Annotated in this window: 15 protein-coding genes; 6 read left to right on the forward strand and 9 right to left on the reverse strand. The window is 42.6% G+C overall.

Annotated elements, in window-relative coordinates; all coding sequences use genetic code 11:
• Positions 1-48: 48 nt before the first annotated feature.
• The 3 genes from PE36_RS09635 to PE36_RS09645 are packed head-to-tail and all read left to right on the forward strand — an operon-like array spanning position 49 to position 2,209.
• Positions 49-543, forward strand: a complete 495-nt coding sequence (locus PE36_RS09635) for a hypothetical protein (RefSeq protein WP_006031816.1) — start codon at positions 49-51, stop codon at positions 541-543.
• Complete coding sequence (locus PE36_RS09640) at positions 543-1,304, forward strand: hypothetical protein (RefSeq protein WP_006031817.1); 762 nt, start codon at positions 543-545, stop codon at positions 1,302-1,304. The genes PE36_RS09635 and PE36_RS09640 overlap by 1 nt, the downstream gene beginning before the upstream one ends.
• A gap of 11 nt (positions 1,305-1,315) precedes the next feature.
• Entirely contained in the window at positions 1,316-2,209 is an 894-nt protein-coding gene (locus tag PE36_RS09645; protein WP_006031818.1) for a hypothetical protein, read from the forward strand.
• Positions 2,210-2,338: 129 nt separating this feature from the next.
• Here PE36_RS09645 and PE36_RS09650 read toward each other — a convergent pair whose 3' ends face one another.
• From PE36_RS09650 to apt, 3 genes are all read right to left on the reverse strand, one after another.
• On the reverse strand, positions 2,339-2,668 hold the full coding sequence (locus PE36_RS09650; protein WP_006031819.1) for a YbaB/EbfC family nucleoid-associated protein: 330 nt from the start codon (positions 2,666-2,668) through the stop codon (positions 2,339-2,341).
• A 117-nt stretch (positions 2,669-2,785) separates the two neighbouring features.
• A complete protein-coding gene (dnaX, locus tag PE36_RS09655) occupies positions 2,786-5,230 on the reverse strand; it encodes a DNA polymerase III subunit gamma/tau (RefSeq protein WP_006031820.1) in 2,445 nt (814 codons plus the stop codon).
• A 114-nt stretch (positions 5,231-5,344) separates the two neighbouring features.
• Entirely contained in the window at positions 5,345-5,890 is a 546-nt protein-coding gene (gene apt, locus PE36_RS09660; RefSeq protein WP_006031821.1) for an adenine phosphoribosyltransferase, read from the reverse strand.
• A gap of 251 nt (positions 5,891-6,141) precedes the next feature.
• Between apt and dusC the strand changes: the two genes are divergently transcribed.
• Entirely contained in the window at positions 6,142-7,080 is a 939-nt protein-coding gene (dusC, locus tag PE36_RS09665) for a tRNA dihydrouridine(16) synthase DusC (RefSeq protein ID WP_006031822.1), read from the forward strand.
• 89 nt (positions 7,081-7,169) lie between these two features.
• Positions 7,170-9,101, forward strand: a complete 1,932-nt coding sequence (locus PE36_RS09670) for an HD domain-containing phosphohydrolase (RefSeq protein WP_006031823.1) — start codon at positions 7,170-7,172, stop codon at positions 9,099-9,101.
• A 68-nt stretch (positions 9,102-9,169) separates the two neighbouring features.
• Here the strand turns inward: PE36_RS09670 and PE36_RS09675 are convergent, their stop codons facing one another.
• From PE36_RS09675 to PE36_RS09700, 6 genes are all read right to left on the reverse strand, one after another.
• The gene (locus PE36_RS09675) at positions 9,170-9,901 is read right to left on the reverse strand and encodes a DUF3726 domain-containing protein (RefSeq protein WP_006031824.1); all 732 of its coding nucleotides are present in this window, start codon (positions 9,899-9,901) and stop codon (positions 9,170-9,172) included.
• Entirely contained in the window at positions 9,898-11,607 is a 1,710-nt protein-coding gene (locus PE36_RS09680; protein WP_043994400.1) for a hypothetical protein, read from the reverse strand. Before PE36_RS09680 ends, PE36_RS09675 begins: the two co-directional genes overlap by 4 nt.
• 109 nt (positions 11,608-11,716) lie before the next feature.
• Positions 11,717-13,336: a BCCT family transporter gene (locus tag PE36_RS09685; RefSeq protein WP_006031826.1), complete on the reverse strand. Its 1,620-nt coding sequence runs from the start codon at positions 13,334-13,336 to the stop codon at positions 11,717-11,719.
• 100 nt (positions 13,337-13,436) lie between these two features.
• Complete coding sequence (locus tag PE36_RS09690; RefSeq protein WP_006031827.1) at positions 13,437-14,426, reverse strand: membrane dipeptidase; 990 nt, start codon at positions 14,424-14,426, stop codon at positions 13,437-13,439.
• A 68-nt stretch (positions 14,427-14,494) separates the two neighbouring features.
• Complete coding sequence (locus PE36_RS09695) at positions 14,495-15,979, reverse strand: aldehyde dehydrogenase family protein (protein ID WP_006031828.1); 1,485 nt, start codon at positions 15,977-15,979, stop codon at positions 14,495-14,497.
• A gap of 67 nt (positions 15,980-16,046) precedes the next feature.
• Positions 16,047-16,448, reverse strand: a complete 402-nt coding sequence (locus PE36_RS09700; protein WP_369751263.1) for a RidA family protein — start codon at positions 16,446-16,448, stop codon at positions 16,047-16,049.
• A 154-nt stretch (positions 16,449-16,602) separates the two neighbouring features.
• On the opposite strand from PE36_RS09700, the gene PE36_RS09705 reads away from it, so the two are divergent.
• Positions 16,603-17,499 (forward strand): LysR family transcriptional regulator, encoded by an 897-nt coding sequence (locus tag PE36_RS09705; protein WP_006031830.1) that lies wholly within the window; start codon positions 16,603-16,605, stop codon positions 17,497-17,499.
• The last annotated feature ends 2 nt before the right edge of the window (positions 17,500-17,501 follow it).

The following is a 17,501-nucleotide window of genomic DNA, read 5'->3' on the forward strand; positions in this document are numbered from 1 at the left end:
GCGAGCTGTGGGATCAATTTTATCCTATAAGTTAATTTCTGAGCACTCATGACAAAAGCACTAGATCTATCACGTATTGATGAATTAAAAGAAAATGCATATAGCAATATCGAATCTTATAACGATCCCGATACGCCAGATGCACTTGCGAAATTTACTAGCCAAATTAAAGCTGTTTTATTAGCTGATCCAAAGTTACTTGAGTCTGTTCCTGAGTACTTGCCTATTGCGCTTTATGATCAGGTTAAATTCCCACCGGAAGCAAAAAACAAGTGGGCTCATTGGGTCAAAGAAGGTATTCAGCCTGAGTGGGATGAATTTAAAACCACTGTCGCATTTAATAAGGCCGACTTACCACTTGTGTTAGCTGTAAAAAATCACTCTGAGACCTTATTAATAGAGAGCTGTATCGTCCTATTCTTGTTGGCGAATGACAACAAGTCAGCCGCGACAAATTCAGAGCAAGATGATGACTACATCGAAGATCAAGAAGAAGAAGAAGCTTATTACGACCCATTTGATGAGGAAGAGGAAGAGCGATAATGAACAGCTTAATTGAAACAGCCGTAATCGAAATCAAACAACTTGCCGATGTAGAACCGCAACAGGCGAGTAAGAAATTTGAGTTAATGGCTAGCACCATGACCGATGAAGTTTTGATTGAAGTTATCGAGCAGATGGATATCGTGACCTTAACGCAAATTAACAGTCATCATGATATCTCTTGCCCTTCTATCATGTCTGAACTGATGACCCCTGAGCAGATCCGCGATATTGTTTGCCAGCAACCGCTATATTGGGAAGAAAAAGTTAAAAACAACGTTGATGAATTAATCCAGCATACGTTTGAATTTTTAACCTATCTTATCCGTATCCAAGATAGTGAAGCGAAACAAGCGGCTATTTTAGAGTGCATTGCTGAAGACCAAGCCGGTCTTTTTTATCTCTCGATCCCGTTTATTGAATATCTATTAGCACCCGCGGTAGAAGCAGATCATCACAGCCACATTACTGATAACTATGATGATGAAGATGATGGCGAAACCGTTGGTTTTACCGACCGTAGTGCAGAAGAAGAGGCGCACAGCTTAAGCCTTGATGATCCACGCAGCTTATTAGCTCTGATCCGTGAACTGGCTCCAGATGTTGAAAAGTCAATTAAGAATTTACTGCGTAGCGAAAACTCAAGCTGGGTGGCTATCATCGACAGTTTCGTCAATGAATTAGTACTTCAAGCAAAAGAGAAAAACGAAGTAAATGATGAATACGCTGAAGTTGATGACATGTTTAGTTTTCTTGATTAAGGACTCCATTAATGCAAATTGTACTAAGAGACAGCAATCAAGGTCCTTTTTTAACTAAAGTATTAGATTATGCGCAAGCAGAAGCGCTATTAGATGAAGCACAACTTGCCGAAATTAAAAGCAAGGCTGTATTGATGAGCCTTAAGCTGGCTGATAAATTTTATAATAAACATAAAATGCATCTGCTAGAGAACGCTGCTTTCGATGTGATCGGGGTAGCGAGCTTGGGATTGATGTCGCTCAGTAATCACGATCTGGCGCAAGCACTTAAACTGATCATTGCACCAAACGGCATTGTAAAATCTTTCCAGAAAGGTTGGAGCATGCTGAGTCGTGTTAGCAAGTATAAGCTAGACGGTAAATCAGTATATGGCGATATCGACCCTATGCTACTCGATAAAATCTCAACACCAAGTGATGCTGATGAATGGCAAGGCTGGCAGAGCTATCAAGACGCTCTGTTAGAGTTTAACCGTGAAGAGTCTATTGTCGGTTTGTTAAAGCAGTTTTACGCGCAAACAACCTACGATCCTTTAGATATTTTAAGCCTCGAAAGCGTGTTTGCGGAAGTGGTTCTGTACCGTCTATTTTTTGGTCCCGTTAAAGTAAGACCGGATCTTAAGCAACGCGTAGCGAAAATTGAACTGGAAGACGTCTGGTTCTCGATTGAACATATAGACCAACAAATTAAGCTAACATTGTCCGAGTTGCCATCACAACTTGCCGAGACCATAAAGCTTGAACTTGGTAAATATTTTACATCCGGTTTATTGCGCACATTAACGTTTGCTAAAAACTATCGTGAACTGCGCTTACAAGATGTGAGCCCAGAACGATTAGAGCGATTTGAATATAAAGAAGGGCTAACAGGTTTGTTAGGTTGGCCTGTTTATATCGTGATGTGATGTTTATAAAATAACAGCTATAAAAAATGGCAAGTACCGGTTCTTATAAAGAAAGGTTACTTGCCATTTTATCGCTGTATTTTAGCTAACAGATATTAAATATTGTTTAACTATTTTCTAATCAAAGAATTAGAAAGGCATTTTCATACCTGGTGGTAATTTCATACCTCCAGTAGCGTCAGCCATTTTCGATTTGTTTTCTTCTTCAACACGGCGAGCAGCATCGTTGATTGCAGCAGCGATAAGATCTTCTAACATTTCCTTATCGTCTTCCATCAATTCTGGATCGATTTGCACACGACGTACGTTATGGCTACCAGTCATAGTGATTTTAACCATGCCAGCACCAGATTCGCCAACTACTTCCATGTTAGCTAGCTCTTCTTGTACTTTAGCCATTTTGTCTTGCATTTGTTGAGCCTGCTTCATTAGCTGACCCATTCCGCCTTTACCGAACATATTAAACTCTCTTTATATCTGACTGTTGCGAACAACAATAAATAAATACCGATTGCTTCGCATTGAATATCCATACTATATGGGTATTATTGAAAAAAATTCAAGGTTGCTAAATCTTTATAACGGCACAATTGAACTATCATCAATAACAGCGCCGAGACGGTTCATAAAGAACTGAATATACTTATCATCATACAAGTTTTTAGTCGCATTCGCTAAGCGTTGTTGATAAATTATTTCTTCAAGTTGCGCTGGCGTTGATTTATTTAAGTTTTCACCAAAGTTAATCACTAGCTCAACGGGCTCTGATAATACTTGCTGCAGCGCGTCGCTTAACTGCTGACGCGACTTGTCATTGGCAAAATAGCGTTGGTCTGGATTCATGGTCAAAGTAATACGACCAGGTTCCTGCTCCATCACACTGTGCAGCGCCAATTGGCGCACACGGCCACCTAAACTCATCTGATTAATGTAACAACACCACGGATCATTCTCATCACGTAGCTTATTGTCTAACGGTGCAGTTGCTGTTGATTTACCTGACTTCTGCGCCTGAAAAGCCGGTGACAAATCATTAATATCAACCTTAACCTGACTAAAGCGGTCTATTTGACGAATAGCTGGCTCAGCAAAACCTTGCGCTGGATAAGCACTAGGTTCTGGCATTTGGTTATGATAACCACCCTGATCTTGGTCTTGATAATTACCTTGACCTTGAAAGTTGCCTTGGTCCTGATAGGAGTCAAGCGGTGGTAACTCTTGCCATGCAGGTGCAGACTGTTGCTGTGCTTGTTGCTGTTGCATAGGTTGGCTTGCAGGTGCGTTAAAACGACTCTGCATAGCGGGTGTATGCTGTATAACAGGTGTTACCGCTTTTTTCGGCGGTACATACGACGATGGAGCCTGTTCACTCTTCGCCGCTGCCGACTTTTTTGCAGTTGTACCTAAACGACTGCGTAAAAAATTACGGGTTTTACGTCCTTGGTCAACACTGTTTTCCGCTACCGGTGCCGTATTTATCGGCTGAGGCGCAGCATAATCCTGTGGCGCTACACTTGGTGACTCAATTTGCGGAGTAACATAGTTTTGCGGCTCAACACTCTGTGGGTCAGCGGTTTGTTGTTCAACACTTTGCGGTGTAACTGTTTTCGGCTCAACATGACCCATCGCTTGCGCTGCTTGTAATAGCTCGTTTTGCTCTAGGTTTAAATTCGTAACAGCTTCATCACGCTGCTCTGCAGCTGGTGCTACTGGTTGCGGCATTGATTCTGGTACAGGTTGCTGTACTTGCTGAGGTGCTTGCTGTTGTATCTGAGCCGGAACTGGAGCAGCTATTGGCATTACAGCTGGCGTTGTAGCTTGCACAGGAGCTTGAGAAACCACGGTTTGCTCAACAGGCGCAGCTATTATCGTTTCAGTCACCGCAGGCGCGATTGCGACAGGGGCTGGCGTCACATCTCTCTCAGGTGCTTGTAAACGTCCTTGTGGACGGAACGCTAACATACGTAATATCGTCATTTCTAACGCACTACGTGGATCAGGAGCAAGCGGCAATTCTTTACGACCTGTTAAGGTGATTTGATAATATAACTGTACATCTTCTGGAGACATATCGTCACATAACGCTTTCACTTTATCGGCATGCTCGGTATCAACCACAGACGACGGCAAAATTTGCGCCATAGCAATGCGGTGTAACAAGCTTGCTAACTCAACGTGTAATTGGTCAAAGTCTGGTCCTAACGAGCTGACTTCAGCAATTTTAGCCATACACTTGTTAGCATCGCCACTGACAATTAAGCGCAGTAGCTGCAGCATATGGCTGTGATCTAACGTGCCCAGCATATCTAGCACTGTCTGGTATAAGACTTCACCAGCGCCATGTGATAACGCTTGGTCGGTCAAACTCAACGCATCTCGCATACTGCCATCGGCTGCTTTGGCAATCGAATTCAATGCTGACAATTCATACTGGCAATGTTCGCGCGATAAAATGTGGACTAACTGCTGAGAAATCTGCTCAGTCGTTAGGCATTTTAAATGAAACTGTAAACAACGCGATAAGATCGTAATGGGTAGTTTTTGTGGATCAGTTGTCGCCAGTAAGAACTTCACATATTCAGGGGGCTCTTCTAACGTTTTTAATAACGCATTAAAACTGTGCTTAGAAAGCATGTGTACTTCATCGATTAAGTACACCTTAAAACGGCCACGAGCAGGCTTATATTGCACATTATCAAGTAGCTCACGGGTATCTTCTACCTTGGTACGTGAAGCAGCATCAATTTCAAGCAGATCCACATAACAGCCTTGGTCAATCTCAACACAGGTTGAACATTCACCGCAAGGTGTACTGGTGATGCCTTTCTCACAGTTTAAGCTTTTGGCGAAAATACGGGCGATGGTCGTTTTACCAACACCACGCGTACCACTAAGCAAATAAGCATGGTGTAAGCGGTCTTGCTCTAGCGCATTAACTAAAGCGGTCAGCACATGTTGTTGACCAACAACTTGCTGAAAATTATGCGGGCGCCATTTACGCGCTAAAACTTGATAACTCATAACAGTTCAATGATTACTTAATATTGATAAGCACTAATATGCTCGGGACTGAAAATAGCTGGCAGTCGGCCACCAGCTAATCATATTTATTACGATGGTTAACATTGTAGCGGACTATTCGCCGTCAAAATCAACTAATTTGGTAATATTAACATTAAGATTATTTAATACAGCTTCACCACCCAGATCGGGTAATGAGATAACAAATGCAGCCTCTTCAACAATACCGCCAAGCTGACGAATTAAAGATACAGTCGCAGCAACAGTGCCACCCGTCGCTAATAAGTCATCAACGATAAGTACTTTATCGCCAGCGTCTACAGCATCAACGTGGATCTGTAATATATCTGTACCGTATTCAAGTTGGTAACTTTGCTCGATAGTTTTACGCGGTAATTTGTTTGGCTTACGCACTAAAATAAAGCCTAAACCTAGCGCTTTAGCAAGCGGCGCACCAAAAATGAAGCCACGCGCTTCAGTACCAGCAATCTTGGTAAAACCAGCATCTTTAAAACGCTCGGCAAGTAAATCGATAGTTGCAGAGAATGCAGGGCCATTTTCAACAAGACTTGTTACGTCACGGAAGATGATGCCTTCTTTCGGGTAATCTGGAATTGATTTAATACTGTTTTTAATAAACCCGAGTGTTTCTTGGTTCATGTTTCAACCTGTTAGTTTGATGAACTATACCCAAGTTTCTGGGTAACTATGTCATATCACCAAATAATTTGGGTATAAAACATGTGCTCATATATAAAAATAATATTGGCGATAAATTTTATGTAACTGCTTGTTGATATGCAAGCAAGTATTAAGATTAACGCCCTTTTGAAGAAATTATTATACGATATATTTGGCAATTGTGGTTAATTCTGTTTTAATCGCTCATTTTGCCAACGCAGGACAATAACATGCGCGTAGTTTTAGCCCCAATGGAGGGCGTTGTTGACAATTTGATGCGCGAGTTACTGACCGCACAAGGCGGTTATGATTTATGTGTAACCGAGTTTATTCGCGTCGTCGAACAGCTATTACCAGAGAAGATTTTTTACCGTTATTGTGCCGAATTAAACCATGGTAGCCGTACACAAGCCGGTACTCCTGTACGAATTCAATTATTAGGGCAACATCCACAATGGATGGCAGAAAATGCTGTTCGTGCGATTGACCTTGGTTCTCACGGTTTAGATATCAACTTTGGTTGCCCGGCGAAACAAGTTAATAAGTCATCTGGTGGCGCGGCATGTTTACGTGAACCAGAATTGGTGTATCAAATCGTTAAACAAGTACGTGATGCCGTACCCGCAGAACATACCGTCAGTGCCAAGATCCGTTTAGGTTGGGAAGACAGTAATCAAAAGTTAGAAATTGCCGATGCAGTGCAACAAGCAGGTGCCAATGAACTAACAGTTCATGGCCGTACCAAAGCTGATGGTTATCGTGCAGCCGCGATTAACTGGCAAGCGATTGCCGAAATCAGGCAGCATGTTTCAATACCAGTGATTGCCAATGGTGAAATTTGGAGTCATGCCGATGCTCAACGTTGTTTAGAGGTGACTGGTTGTAACGATTTAATGGTCGGTCGTGGTGCATTAAACTTACCGAATTTAGGTGAGGTAGTTAAATACAACAAAGCACCAATGCCTTGGGCTGATGTGGTGGTTTTATTGCAGAACTACTGCCAATTAGAGATCCGTGGTGATAAAGAAAAGTATCTACCCAACAGAATAAAACAATGGTTTAGCTATCTACGTAAGCAGTATCCTGAAGCGGTCGACTTGTTTACCGAATTAAGAGCCTTACGTCAGTCAGAAGAAGTGATTAATACACTGAACAACTACCAAGTGTGATCCTTTAAGGGATCTTGACTCTATTAAATACCAGTGTTAATAATAGAGCTTAAACTCATATTTATGCATAATTCAAGGATGAATTACCATTGCGTATTACCATAAAAAAAGCCCTTATTAGCGGTATAATTCTGCTGCAATTTGTCACGCTTACCACATTATTACTTTCAAGTTACATCTCAAATCAGCGTTCATTTAATGCACATGCTCACAAGTTAATGATTGATTATGCTGATAATATTATTGATAACTCGAAACGATTTCTTGATACAGCAGAAGCAACAACCTTATTAACCAGTGAATTGCTCCGTTCAGATGTGTTATCGATTAATCGCCCCGATGATCTCAGTTTATATTTTTTCCAGCAATTAAAACAATCACCACATATCTCAGGGATCTACTTTGCCAATACCAACGGCACCTTCGTCCATGTACAACGCGAGCAAGGTTTCAAAGAGCCATTATTTTCACGAAAATTAATTACCTTTGATACTAAATTAACTACATTTGATACTAATAATGCATTAAATTCATCACATCTCTACACTCATGATAATAACTTTGCACAGCTTTCCGTAAAAACAATAATTAACGAATCTTACGACCCACGAGACCGAATTTGGTTTAATAAAGCCCTGGATAACGATGCGTTATCTTGGACGGACCCTTATGTATTCTTTTCTTCACGTAAACCTGGGATCACCAGTTCAATGCCGGTTTATAACAAAAATAAGCAGTTAATAGGTGTCATTGGCGTCGATGTATCATTGGCCACTATTTCATCATTTTTCGATAACCTTGACCTAGGCGAACACAGCACCGCCTTTGTCACCAATCGACTCGGTGAAATCATCGCCTATCCCGACCAAAAGATCATTCAAGACACTGCAAATGAAAGTTTACGCTTTCCACGCATCAATGAAATTAACAATCCAATCGCCTTAACCGCATGGCAAGCGTTGCAAGAAAAAACTCAATTGTTTTCGACCGGAGATACTGCAACAGCCGTCACATTTGACTTCGACAACAATACCTATCATGGTTTATTTAAAGAGTTTACCCATCATAAATGGCCATGGATCATTGCGATTTACATGCCAGAAAAATTCTTTCTCAGTGACTTAATTGATAATCAGAAGTTGAATATTTTATTTGGCCTCGTGATCAGTATTATTGCCTGTCTCACCTCATTCTTTTTTATTAATCACATTACCGACTCACTGCGAAAAATAAAAATAATTGCAGAGAATATCCGTTGCGGTCAATTTATTAAAACAAATATAGCTGAATCCACGTTTGTAGAACTGCAGCAAACGCAATACGCCTTCAACAATATGATTGATAGTTTGATTGCATCACGTAAAGAAAATGAACAGCTGCACTTAATGTTAGAAAAAACCAATGCTGAAACGATTACTCGACTTGGCCTAGCAGCCGAATATAAGAATGATTCATCGCCAAACCACATTCGACGGGTATCACGTTATTGTGAGGTAATTGGTTTAAACATGGGCATGTCAAAAGACAAAGCCAAAGAGTTACGCGCTGCCGCAAAATTACACGATATAGGTAAGATAGGTATTCCCGAACAGATTTTATCAAAACCCGCCGCACTAACAATGCAAGAGTTGGTCATGATGAAAACAGCGCCAGTGATTGGCGCAAAGATTTTGCAAGATGCAGAATCAGCCACGCTTAAACTCGCTCATGATATTGCGCTAACTTTACACGAACACTGGGATGGCAATGGTTACCCGAACCAATTACAATATCATGACATCCCATTATCAGCGCGTATTGTTGCCGTTGTTGATACCTTTGATACCATGATCCATCCTCGTTGTTACAAAAAGGCGATCCCAATTGAGATCGCCATTAATAAAATCCGAGAATTATCCGGTAGCAAGTTTGACCCTAGCGTGATCGCCGCGTTTGACAGCTGTTTAATGGATATACTTAATATCTATAAACAGTTATCACCGAGTGTTGAAATTCATCAACTGCCTCGGCGATGCCAATAGACAGTTATTCTGTAAACTAAAAAACGAGCAAAGTTAATGAGCTAATTTTTAGTTGGCGTTTCATCATGCTAAACCAGTTCTCCAGCACCCTTAAGCGATTGTTCACTATTTTCAACCAAGAGTGCTGTGGCGGTTTGTTTCAACGTTTCCCACTCCGCATCATCAACCAGAATGCCGTCATTCCAGGTATCACGTAGTGCACGATTTAGTTCTGAAGACTTAATATGTCTTGTGTAACCCGCCGAGTAACCCGCAATATCAAAACTTTTCACTGATAATTGAATGGTCATATCATGTAATGCACTCTCCGCGAAGTCCAGATGGTCAGATAAAAACAATTCCGGAGACACACAACCTTGATTCAAGATATACAGGGTATTTTGTGGTGACGAACCGTTATTCCATTGTGCTTTACAGGCTAGTCCTTTAGCCGCTAGCTTCACCAGCTCGTTATACGCAAGCCAACGGTTGTGACAATTTTTCAATTCAATCGTCAGGTGCTTTTTACCCACCATTTTCTCAATCGCATAGTCAATCACCACAGGCAAGTGACAAGCTAAGCTACAGCCATGTAAATCAACGACTAAACTACCGTCATTGGTGGTGAAAATATCAACAGGGCAATCTTTTTCGACCGTCAAAAATCGTGCTGCATTGTTGAAATGGCCAATACCATTCAAGCCGACCATCTGCAAACCAGCAACCATATTGGCAATAATATCGGCTTCACCACAGGTACGGCGCATGCCAAGAAAGGCTTTGTTAACAACGCCAGTTAATTCATTATGTGAAACAATCATGACGCATCTCCTTCTGCTACGACTTGATTTAATGAATGGGTCGGTAACAACGGGAACAACCACTCACCATCATGAATTTCATTAAGCAAAGGTGCGCCTTGAAAAAAGGTAACCCGCACCCAACGTTCTGAACGAGGGTCAAACTTAGTTGCGCCAAATACCGCTAATTTACAACGCAATAAATGCATTGGCAGTGCTGTTTTGTGTAATACGTTCATCTGGATCTCGCCCATATCTTTATTACCGAGCGTCCAAACTCGACGCGAAATCGCACGATATTGGGGATATAGTACTAAAAATTCAGCCAACTGCATGTTTGGTTTACAGATCAACAATGCGTGATAAAGGCGATAGGCTTGACGAGCAATATCCAGCGGTAATTCACGGTCTTCGCCTGGTTCTTCACCCCTAACGCCTAAACGTGGTTCTTCCTTGTCCTGTGAACGATACCAAAACCAATAGTTGTTTTCTGGTTGCTTAAAATCAATGTCAATTGCCCAACGATAACGACTTTCCAATACCGCTAATAAATCTTCAATACGTTTACCGCTTGGTAGATTTAAGCTTTCATCACAATTCATCTTGGTTTCATAACTATCCACTAAATCAGGATAAATCTCCATTAAACATGACAACAGGATCTCTTGGGTTTCTAAACTATATTGTTTACTGTAATCAACTAATACCTGCCAGGTCGTGCTCTGTAATAGCACGCTTTCCAACTTACTCAATAAATCATCCAGCTCAGCTATTGCAGTGGTATTAAGGCCATCTTGATGTTCATTAATGGTGATGATTTGATCCAAATGACAAAGGGCTTTTTGTAATAAACGTTGTAATGACTCGAGTTTATTGACCGTAACCGCACTGTTCAATACCGCTGTTAGCGCAGACTCTCGAGATGATAACCACTTATCAACAACACAGGGATGATTGATTAAGTATGGCGCCATACCGAGCCCTGTTGCATTTCCGATACCAAGGTAGCGTTGTAACTCAACATCTAAACTAACCGCCTGCTCACCACCTTGCTGATTGGCGATGTAATGAACCCAATCCAAGCTGAATTCACGTAAAATATACACAGCACACATCTGCGCACTGAAGGACTGACTAAAGTCATCATTCGTTTCAAGCCAGCCAAAGTCAGCAATACCAAACTTGCCATTACCATAAACAGCAGTCGTACGCAGGATGTAACCAACTTCAGCGAGTTCTTTGGCATTTGGCTGCTGGCCTTTGGCAAGGTGCGACACTAGATGTTCAAATACACGGACACTTTTATTTGCTCTGGCTAATACCAATACCTTATTTGGATTCCGCCCTGCTTCTTGTAACGGCACATTTGCACGTAAGCATGCCAGTAAATCAGCATCGACATCACCATAAACAAGGGCAAACGTCACGTCCCACTTTTCGGCGATAACACGATCATTACGCTCTTCATCCGCGATCTCATCACAAAAAACAACTAAGTGATAAACATGATTTAACGTTGTCAGTTTATAAATCACATGGCCAAAACCTTGTGGTGATAACTGCCAATCATGCTTAGTGACTTGCCAGTTTTGTTGCGCCATTTTACGGACTAAACTGCGCACAAAACTAATTCGATTTTGATGCATTGCACCGAGTCTTTCTGGCGCCATGACGGTTTCAGGATCACGCATATAAGTGCCACCGCAAGTTGAAGGACGAGCATCCATATTATTAACTTCCATTTTAATTATAAGAGTTTTAATTAGGCGGCTTGCTCACCGCCTTGCTTCACATTGTTTTCGCTATGATCAATCTATAAACTGACCGAACTACAACCTATAAACCTTGCTCTTTCGCCATTTTCATCGCGATCTGTGGCGCGTTCCAAAGTGATGGCAATAAGATTAAAGAAACAGGTACTGCAGTAATAACAATGAAAGATTGCAGTGCAGAGATCCCCCCTGAACCAAGTGAAATAAGGATTAACGCGGTAACCCCCATAATGATGCCCCAGAAAGCACGGATAAAGGCATTTGGTTCCTCTTCACCACTAATAACCACACTGATGGTGTAAGTCATCGAGTCACCCGTCGTCACAATAAATATTGTGGTCAGGATAAGAAACAGAATCGACGTGATCATCGGAAATGGTAATTGTGTTGTCACCGCAAGCAGTGCGCCCGGTAAATTAAAGCCTTCGAATGCAGAACTCACTGAACCTGGGTTTGCAATTTCAAATGCTAAACCCGAACCACCGACGATAGTGAACCAGAAACACGTTGTTAGCGGCGCAATAATACTAATGGTTGTCACTAACTGGCGAATGGTTCTGCCACGCGAAATACGGGCAATAAAGATAGCCATCATCGGGCCATAACCTAAGAACCAACCCCAGAAGAATACTGTCCACCAGCTCAACCAACCTTCATCACCACGGTACGTTGCCATTGGAATGAAGTTATCGACCAGGCTACCCACGCCCTGGATATAGCCATTAAAGATAAAATTAGTTGGGCCAAAAATAAGAATATAAACCATCAACACACAAGCCAATATGACGTTGTAACGGCTGAGCATTTGCATACCACGGTTTAAGCCACTTAGCGCGGATAACGTATATAACGCAATGGCAAACAAGATGATGATTAGCTGCGTAGTAAAGCCGTCTGGGATCTCAAACAGAAAGTTGAGTGCATAACTCACTTGTAAGCCAAGGAAACCAATTGGACCAATAGTACCGGCAGCAACCGCAACGATACAACAAGCATCAATCAAGGCGCCAGTGTGACCCGTTAGTACGCGTTTACCAAAAACAGGATAAAGCAGGATCCGCGGTTTAAGCGGTAAACCTTTATCATAGTGAAGGTGCATTACGACGATAGATGTCAGGCTACCAACAATAGCCCAAGCAAGAAAACCCCAGTGCATGAACGATTGTGACAATGCATTAACAGCCTGTTGCTGAACATTCTCCTGTGCACCATACAAAGGCGGAGGACTCACAAAGTGGGCAATCGGTTCAGCGGCGGCCCAGAACACACCACCACCAGCAAGCAGGGTACAAAAGATAATTGCCATCCAACGGAAACCATCCATCTCAGGTTTCGCAATCCCGCCTAACACGACTCTACCAGTACGACCTGCAGCTAAACCTATGCCAATAAAAAACGTTAATAACAACAATAATTGCCAATAAGGACCGAAGACCTTTACTGACCATGCAAATCCGGTATTCACCAGACTGGATAACAAGGCTTCATCGTATAATGCTAAGAATACGAACGCAGCGATAAAACTGCCGCTGTACCAAAAAGCTGGGTTACTAAAACCCAATTTATCCGCTGTAGAATTATTTCCACTTACTGCGCTATCACTTGACAATTTAGACGCGCTTGCGGTATGACTACCAGCACTATCTAGGTCCGTCGCTTTCGCGCGTTTGGTTAAATCTGACATACTCTGACTCCAGAGGTTTTCTTTGCAGCTGCAAAGGTGTGTTTACCACCAACTCTATGATTAAAATAGTGGGCTGGTTTTCCATATATGGGTGATGACATTACGAAATAGGCTCTAATCCTTGCTGTAAGAAGTTAAACCAATTTTCCCCCAGTACTTGTCCCGCTTCAGATTCTGAAAATCCATAGCGCATTAATCCGTTATAAATATTTTCCATGCCTGCGCTGCCGCAGAACCAAGGTAATGAGTCCGGCCAGCCTGAATTACTTGCCGAGCCTTCGCCATAATCCATCGCTTTAGACCAACGACCATTACGCATCCACTCCAACACGGCTTGTGGTTGATTAAGGCAAAGGTCACTACCAATACCAAGATGCTCAACCCCCACCATATCGGCAGTCTTAGCCACCATTTGGCAAAAATCCTCTAAAGTACATTGGCTGCCATTGGGCAAGTGAAAGGGATACAAGCTAAATCCAAGCATGCCGCCACGCGCTGCTAACGATTTAATCACCGTATCCGATTTATTACGCAGTGCTTCAAAAGCAAACGTTGGATTGGCATGACTAATACAGATAGGACGCGACGACAAATCAATGGCTTCGAGTGTCGAACTCTCTGCACTGTGTGACATATCGATGATCATGCCAACCCGGTTCATTTCAGCAATCGCTTGCTGACCAAAACGAGTAATACCATTATCATTTTTCTCATAACACCCACTCGCAAGTAAGCTCTGGTTGTTGTAAGTCAGCTGCATAATAAGCAGACCTTGTTGACGCATCACTTCAATCAAACCGATTTCATCATCAATCGATGAGCAGTTCTGCGCGCCAAAGAAAATGCCGACTTTGCCTAATGCTTTCGCCTTTTCGATATCCGCGACAGAATGGATCGGCATGATCAAGTCGGCATTTTGTTCAAACCGTAAATTCCATTCCGCAAAGCGGCTTAACGTTTCACGCGCGGTCTCGTGATAAACAATCGTAGCGTGAACCGCAGTAATGCCACTGTTTTTTAATGTCTGGAAGTACTCTCGATCCCAATTGCAATACTGCAATCCGTCAATAACAATCCTTTGGTGATACATGCCGACTCCTCATTATCCATCTGCTTTTATTAACTTGGTTATACTTTCAATACAGCGTTCAACACTGCTTAATAAGCGCGTTGATAAGCTGTTTTCACCACGGTGTAGAATTCTTTGGCGTATTGACCTTGCTCACGAGGGCCAAAGCTAGACTCTTTACGACCACCAAACGGTACATGGTAATCAGTACCCGCAGTCGGTAAGTTGACCATCACACAGCCCGTTTGCGCTTGCTGTTTAAACAAGGTACTGGTACGTAGACTTTGGGTGATAATGCCGCTGGTTAAACCAAATCGCGTGTCGTTTGTTGTTGCAATCGCTTCGTCTAAATCAGCAACACGAATAACGCAGGCCATCGGTGCAAAGACCTCTTCTTGATTCACAGACCAATCATTTTTAGTATTAACGAACAGCGTTGGTGACATGTAGAAACCTTCATGCTCTAGACTTAAACGTTCACCACCAAAGGCCAGTTCACCACCACTTTGACGTGCAGTATCAATCCAATCAAAGTTAGCCTCTAATTGCTTACCATCAACAACAGGTCCCATGAATACACCGTCTTCGAGTGCGTGACCTACTTTCAGCTCACTCATACGTTTAATCAGTGCTTCAACATACGCATCATGAATACCGTCCATTACGACAAGACGAGAAGAAGCAGTACATTTTTGCCCTGCGCCAGAGAATGAACCGGCGATAGTCGCTTCAACAGCAATATTGATATCCGCATCATCTGCAATGATTAATGCATTTTTACTGCCCATTTCTAACTGACAACGGACAAAGTTAGGCGCGGTTGCCGCGGCAATTTTACGACCTGTATCAACCGAACCAGTAAAACTGACGCCGTTCACTTCGGTTGAATTGATTAAGGCATCACCCACTACCGAACCGCTACCTAGTACCAGGTTAAATGTGCCAGCAGGTAGCCCTTGACGATGAATAATTTCTGTTAACGCCACCGCACTTGCCGGCGTTAGATTCGCAGGTTTCCAGATAACACTGTTACCAAAGGCTAAAGCCGGTGCAATCTTCCATGCTGCTGTTGCAGTTGGGAAATTCCACGGTGAAATAATGGCGACAACACCGACCGCTTCACGCGTTACTTCAACGGTAACCCCCGGTCTAACAGAAGCCGCGCTATCACCAATTTGACGTAGCACCTCTGCAGCAAAATACTGGAAGAACTGACCAGCGCGATAAATCTCACCACGACCTTCTAAAAACGGCTTACCCTCTTCACTCGAGAGTAAGCTACCAAGTTCATCACAACGCGCAATCAGCTCATCACCGATACCTTGTAGTACCGCTTGTTTTTGCTCTAATGGGGTTTTTTCCCATGTCGGCTGGGCATGTTTTGCTGCCGAGATAGCCTGCTGAACTTGCGCAGTACTCGCTTGAGCAAAGTTACCTAGGTTTTTACTGATATCAGACGGGTTGATATTGGCAATAGTGCTAACACCCGACTGCCATTCGCCGCCAATATAAAGTGAGTTTTCTGGTTGCCATTTACCACCGGTATGCAGTGAGTGCTGTGTTTGAGTTGTCATTCTACTTTCCTTGTTTCGGCTATGCGTTAATGTCTTATTTATTTACATTCGTTAGTATAGTTCAGGCTTAATTTGGGTTTAGATCGGTTTTTACCGCTGCGTAGACCACTAGCTCCACCAGCATTTCTTCACGGGCTAGCCCGGCAACCACGATTGCGGCGCGGTTGGGATAAGGAGCTTTAAAATATTCGGCATATACTTTATTAACGGTGGCAAGGTACTCGCGGTCAGTCACGTAGATTAAAACTTGCAGTACAGAATTAAGTGATTCACCAGCACACTCTAAGGTATGCACCAGGTTGTCGAGCGTTCGACGGGTTTGGGCTTCAATACCACCCTCAACAACAACCCCAGTTTGATCAATCGGGATCTGCGCCGTATATAGCGTGCCATTATTTACAATCGCCCACTCAAGGGGAGCCTTAGACGCAAATAATTCAGTTTTTACCGGGTAGCTTTGAGTTTTCATGTTCACATCCATTTTGTAACAGCTTTGTTTCAATGTTGTGAATATTGCCAGTTGACTCCTGATAAATCTAACGGTAAATTCTGTTCGTTTGATAAGAAAAACTTATCACCCTGCAAAAGTGTGATCACTAATATGTTTATGGGGCATTAAAGATATGGATATTAAAATACAACAACTAAGGCATTTTGTTTTAGTCGTAGAAGAAGGGGGATTTCGTGCAGCATCAAGTCGCGCTAACCGCTCTCAGGCGGCACTGTCGACCTCAATCAAAGAACTTGAACGCACTTTAGAGCAACCGCTTTTTGAATCTGGCAATAAATCAACCCTCACACCTTTTGGTCAAATTTGTTTACCAAAAATCACGCAATTTCTGCACATTTATAAAACGTTAGATAACGACCTAAGGGCCGCCGCAGCAGGTCAGCAGGGGCGAGTGCGTATAGCTAGCGTGCCATCCGTTGCAGCAAAACTCATCCCCAACGTGCTGGGACGATTCTGTAAGAAATACCCTAATGTCGAGATCAGTTTAATTGATGATAATGCAGCAGGAGTCGAAGCAAGGTTACTTGCAGGCGAAGTTGATTTAGCGTTGGGGAATTGTGCCAACCTAGATGCTGACACTGTTAATTTCACACCATTGATTGCAGATCCAATTGGTGTAGTCTGTTTAAAAGATAATCCGATAACGAAATACGCCAATGGCATTGAATGGCGAGCATTGCTTGAACAGCCCTTTATTCATAATGGTACTTGCACCCTGCTAGACCCTACGCCAGCAAGGGTTCTCATAGAAAAAGCACTTTATTCAGTAGAAAACATTACCTCTTTATTCTCGGTATTAAAACTTGGGATTGGTATAACCACACTGCCTAAGTTAGCATTTCCTAACAATGAAACTGATTTAGTGTGGCTACCTCTCATCGACCCGCCTTTAGAGCGCCAGATAGGTATTTTTCGACTGGCTGGACATACCATCTCTCCGCAAGCACAAGCTTTTTATGATTTGTGTATTGAGCACCTTATCTGCTCCGATGAGCTCAATGGCAAATAACG

The organism is Moritella sp. PE36, assembly GCF_000170855.1.
GTDB lineage: Bacteria > Pseudomonadota > Gammaproteobacteria > Enterobacterales > Moritellaceae > Moritella.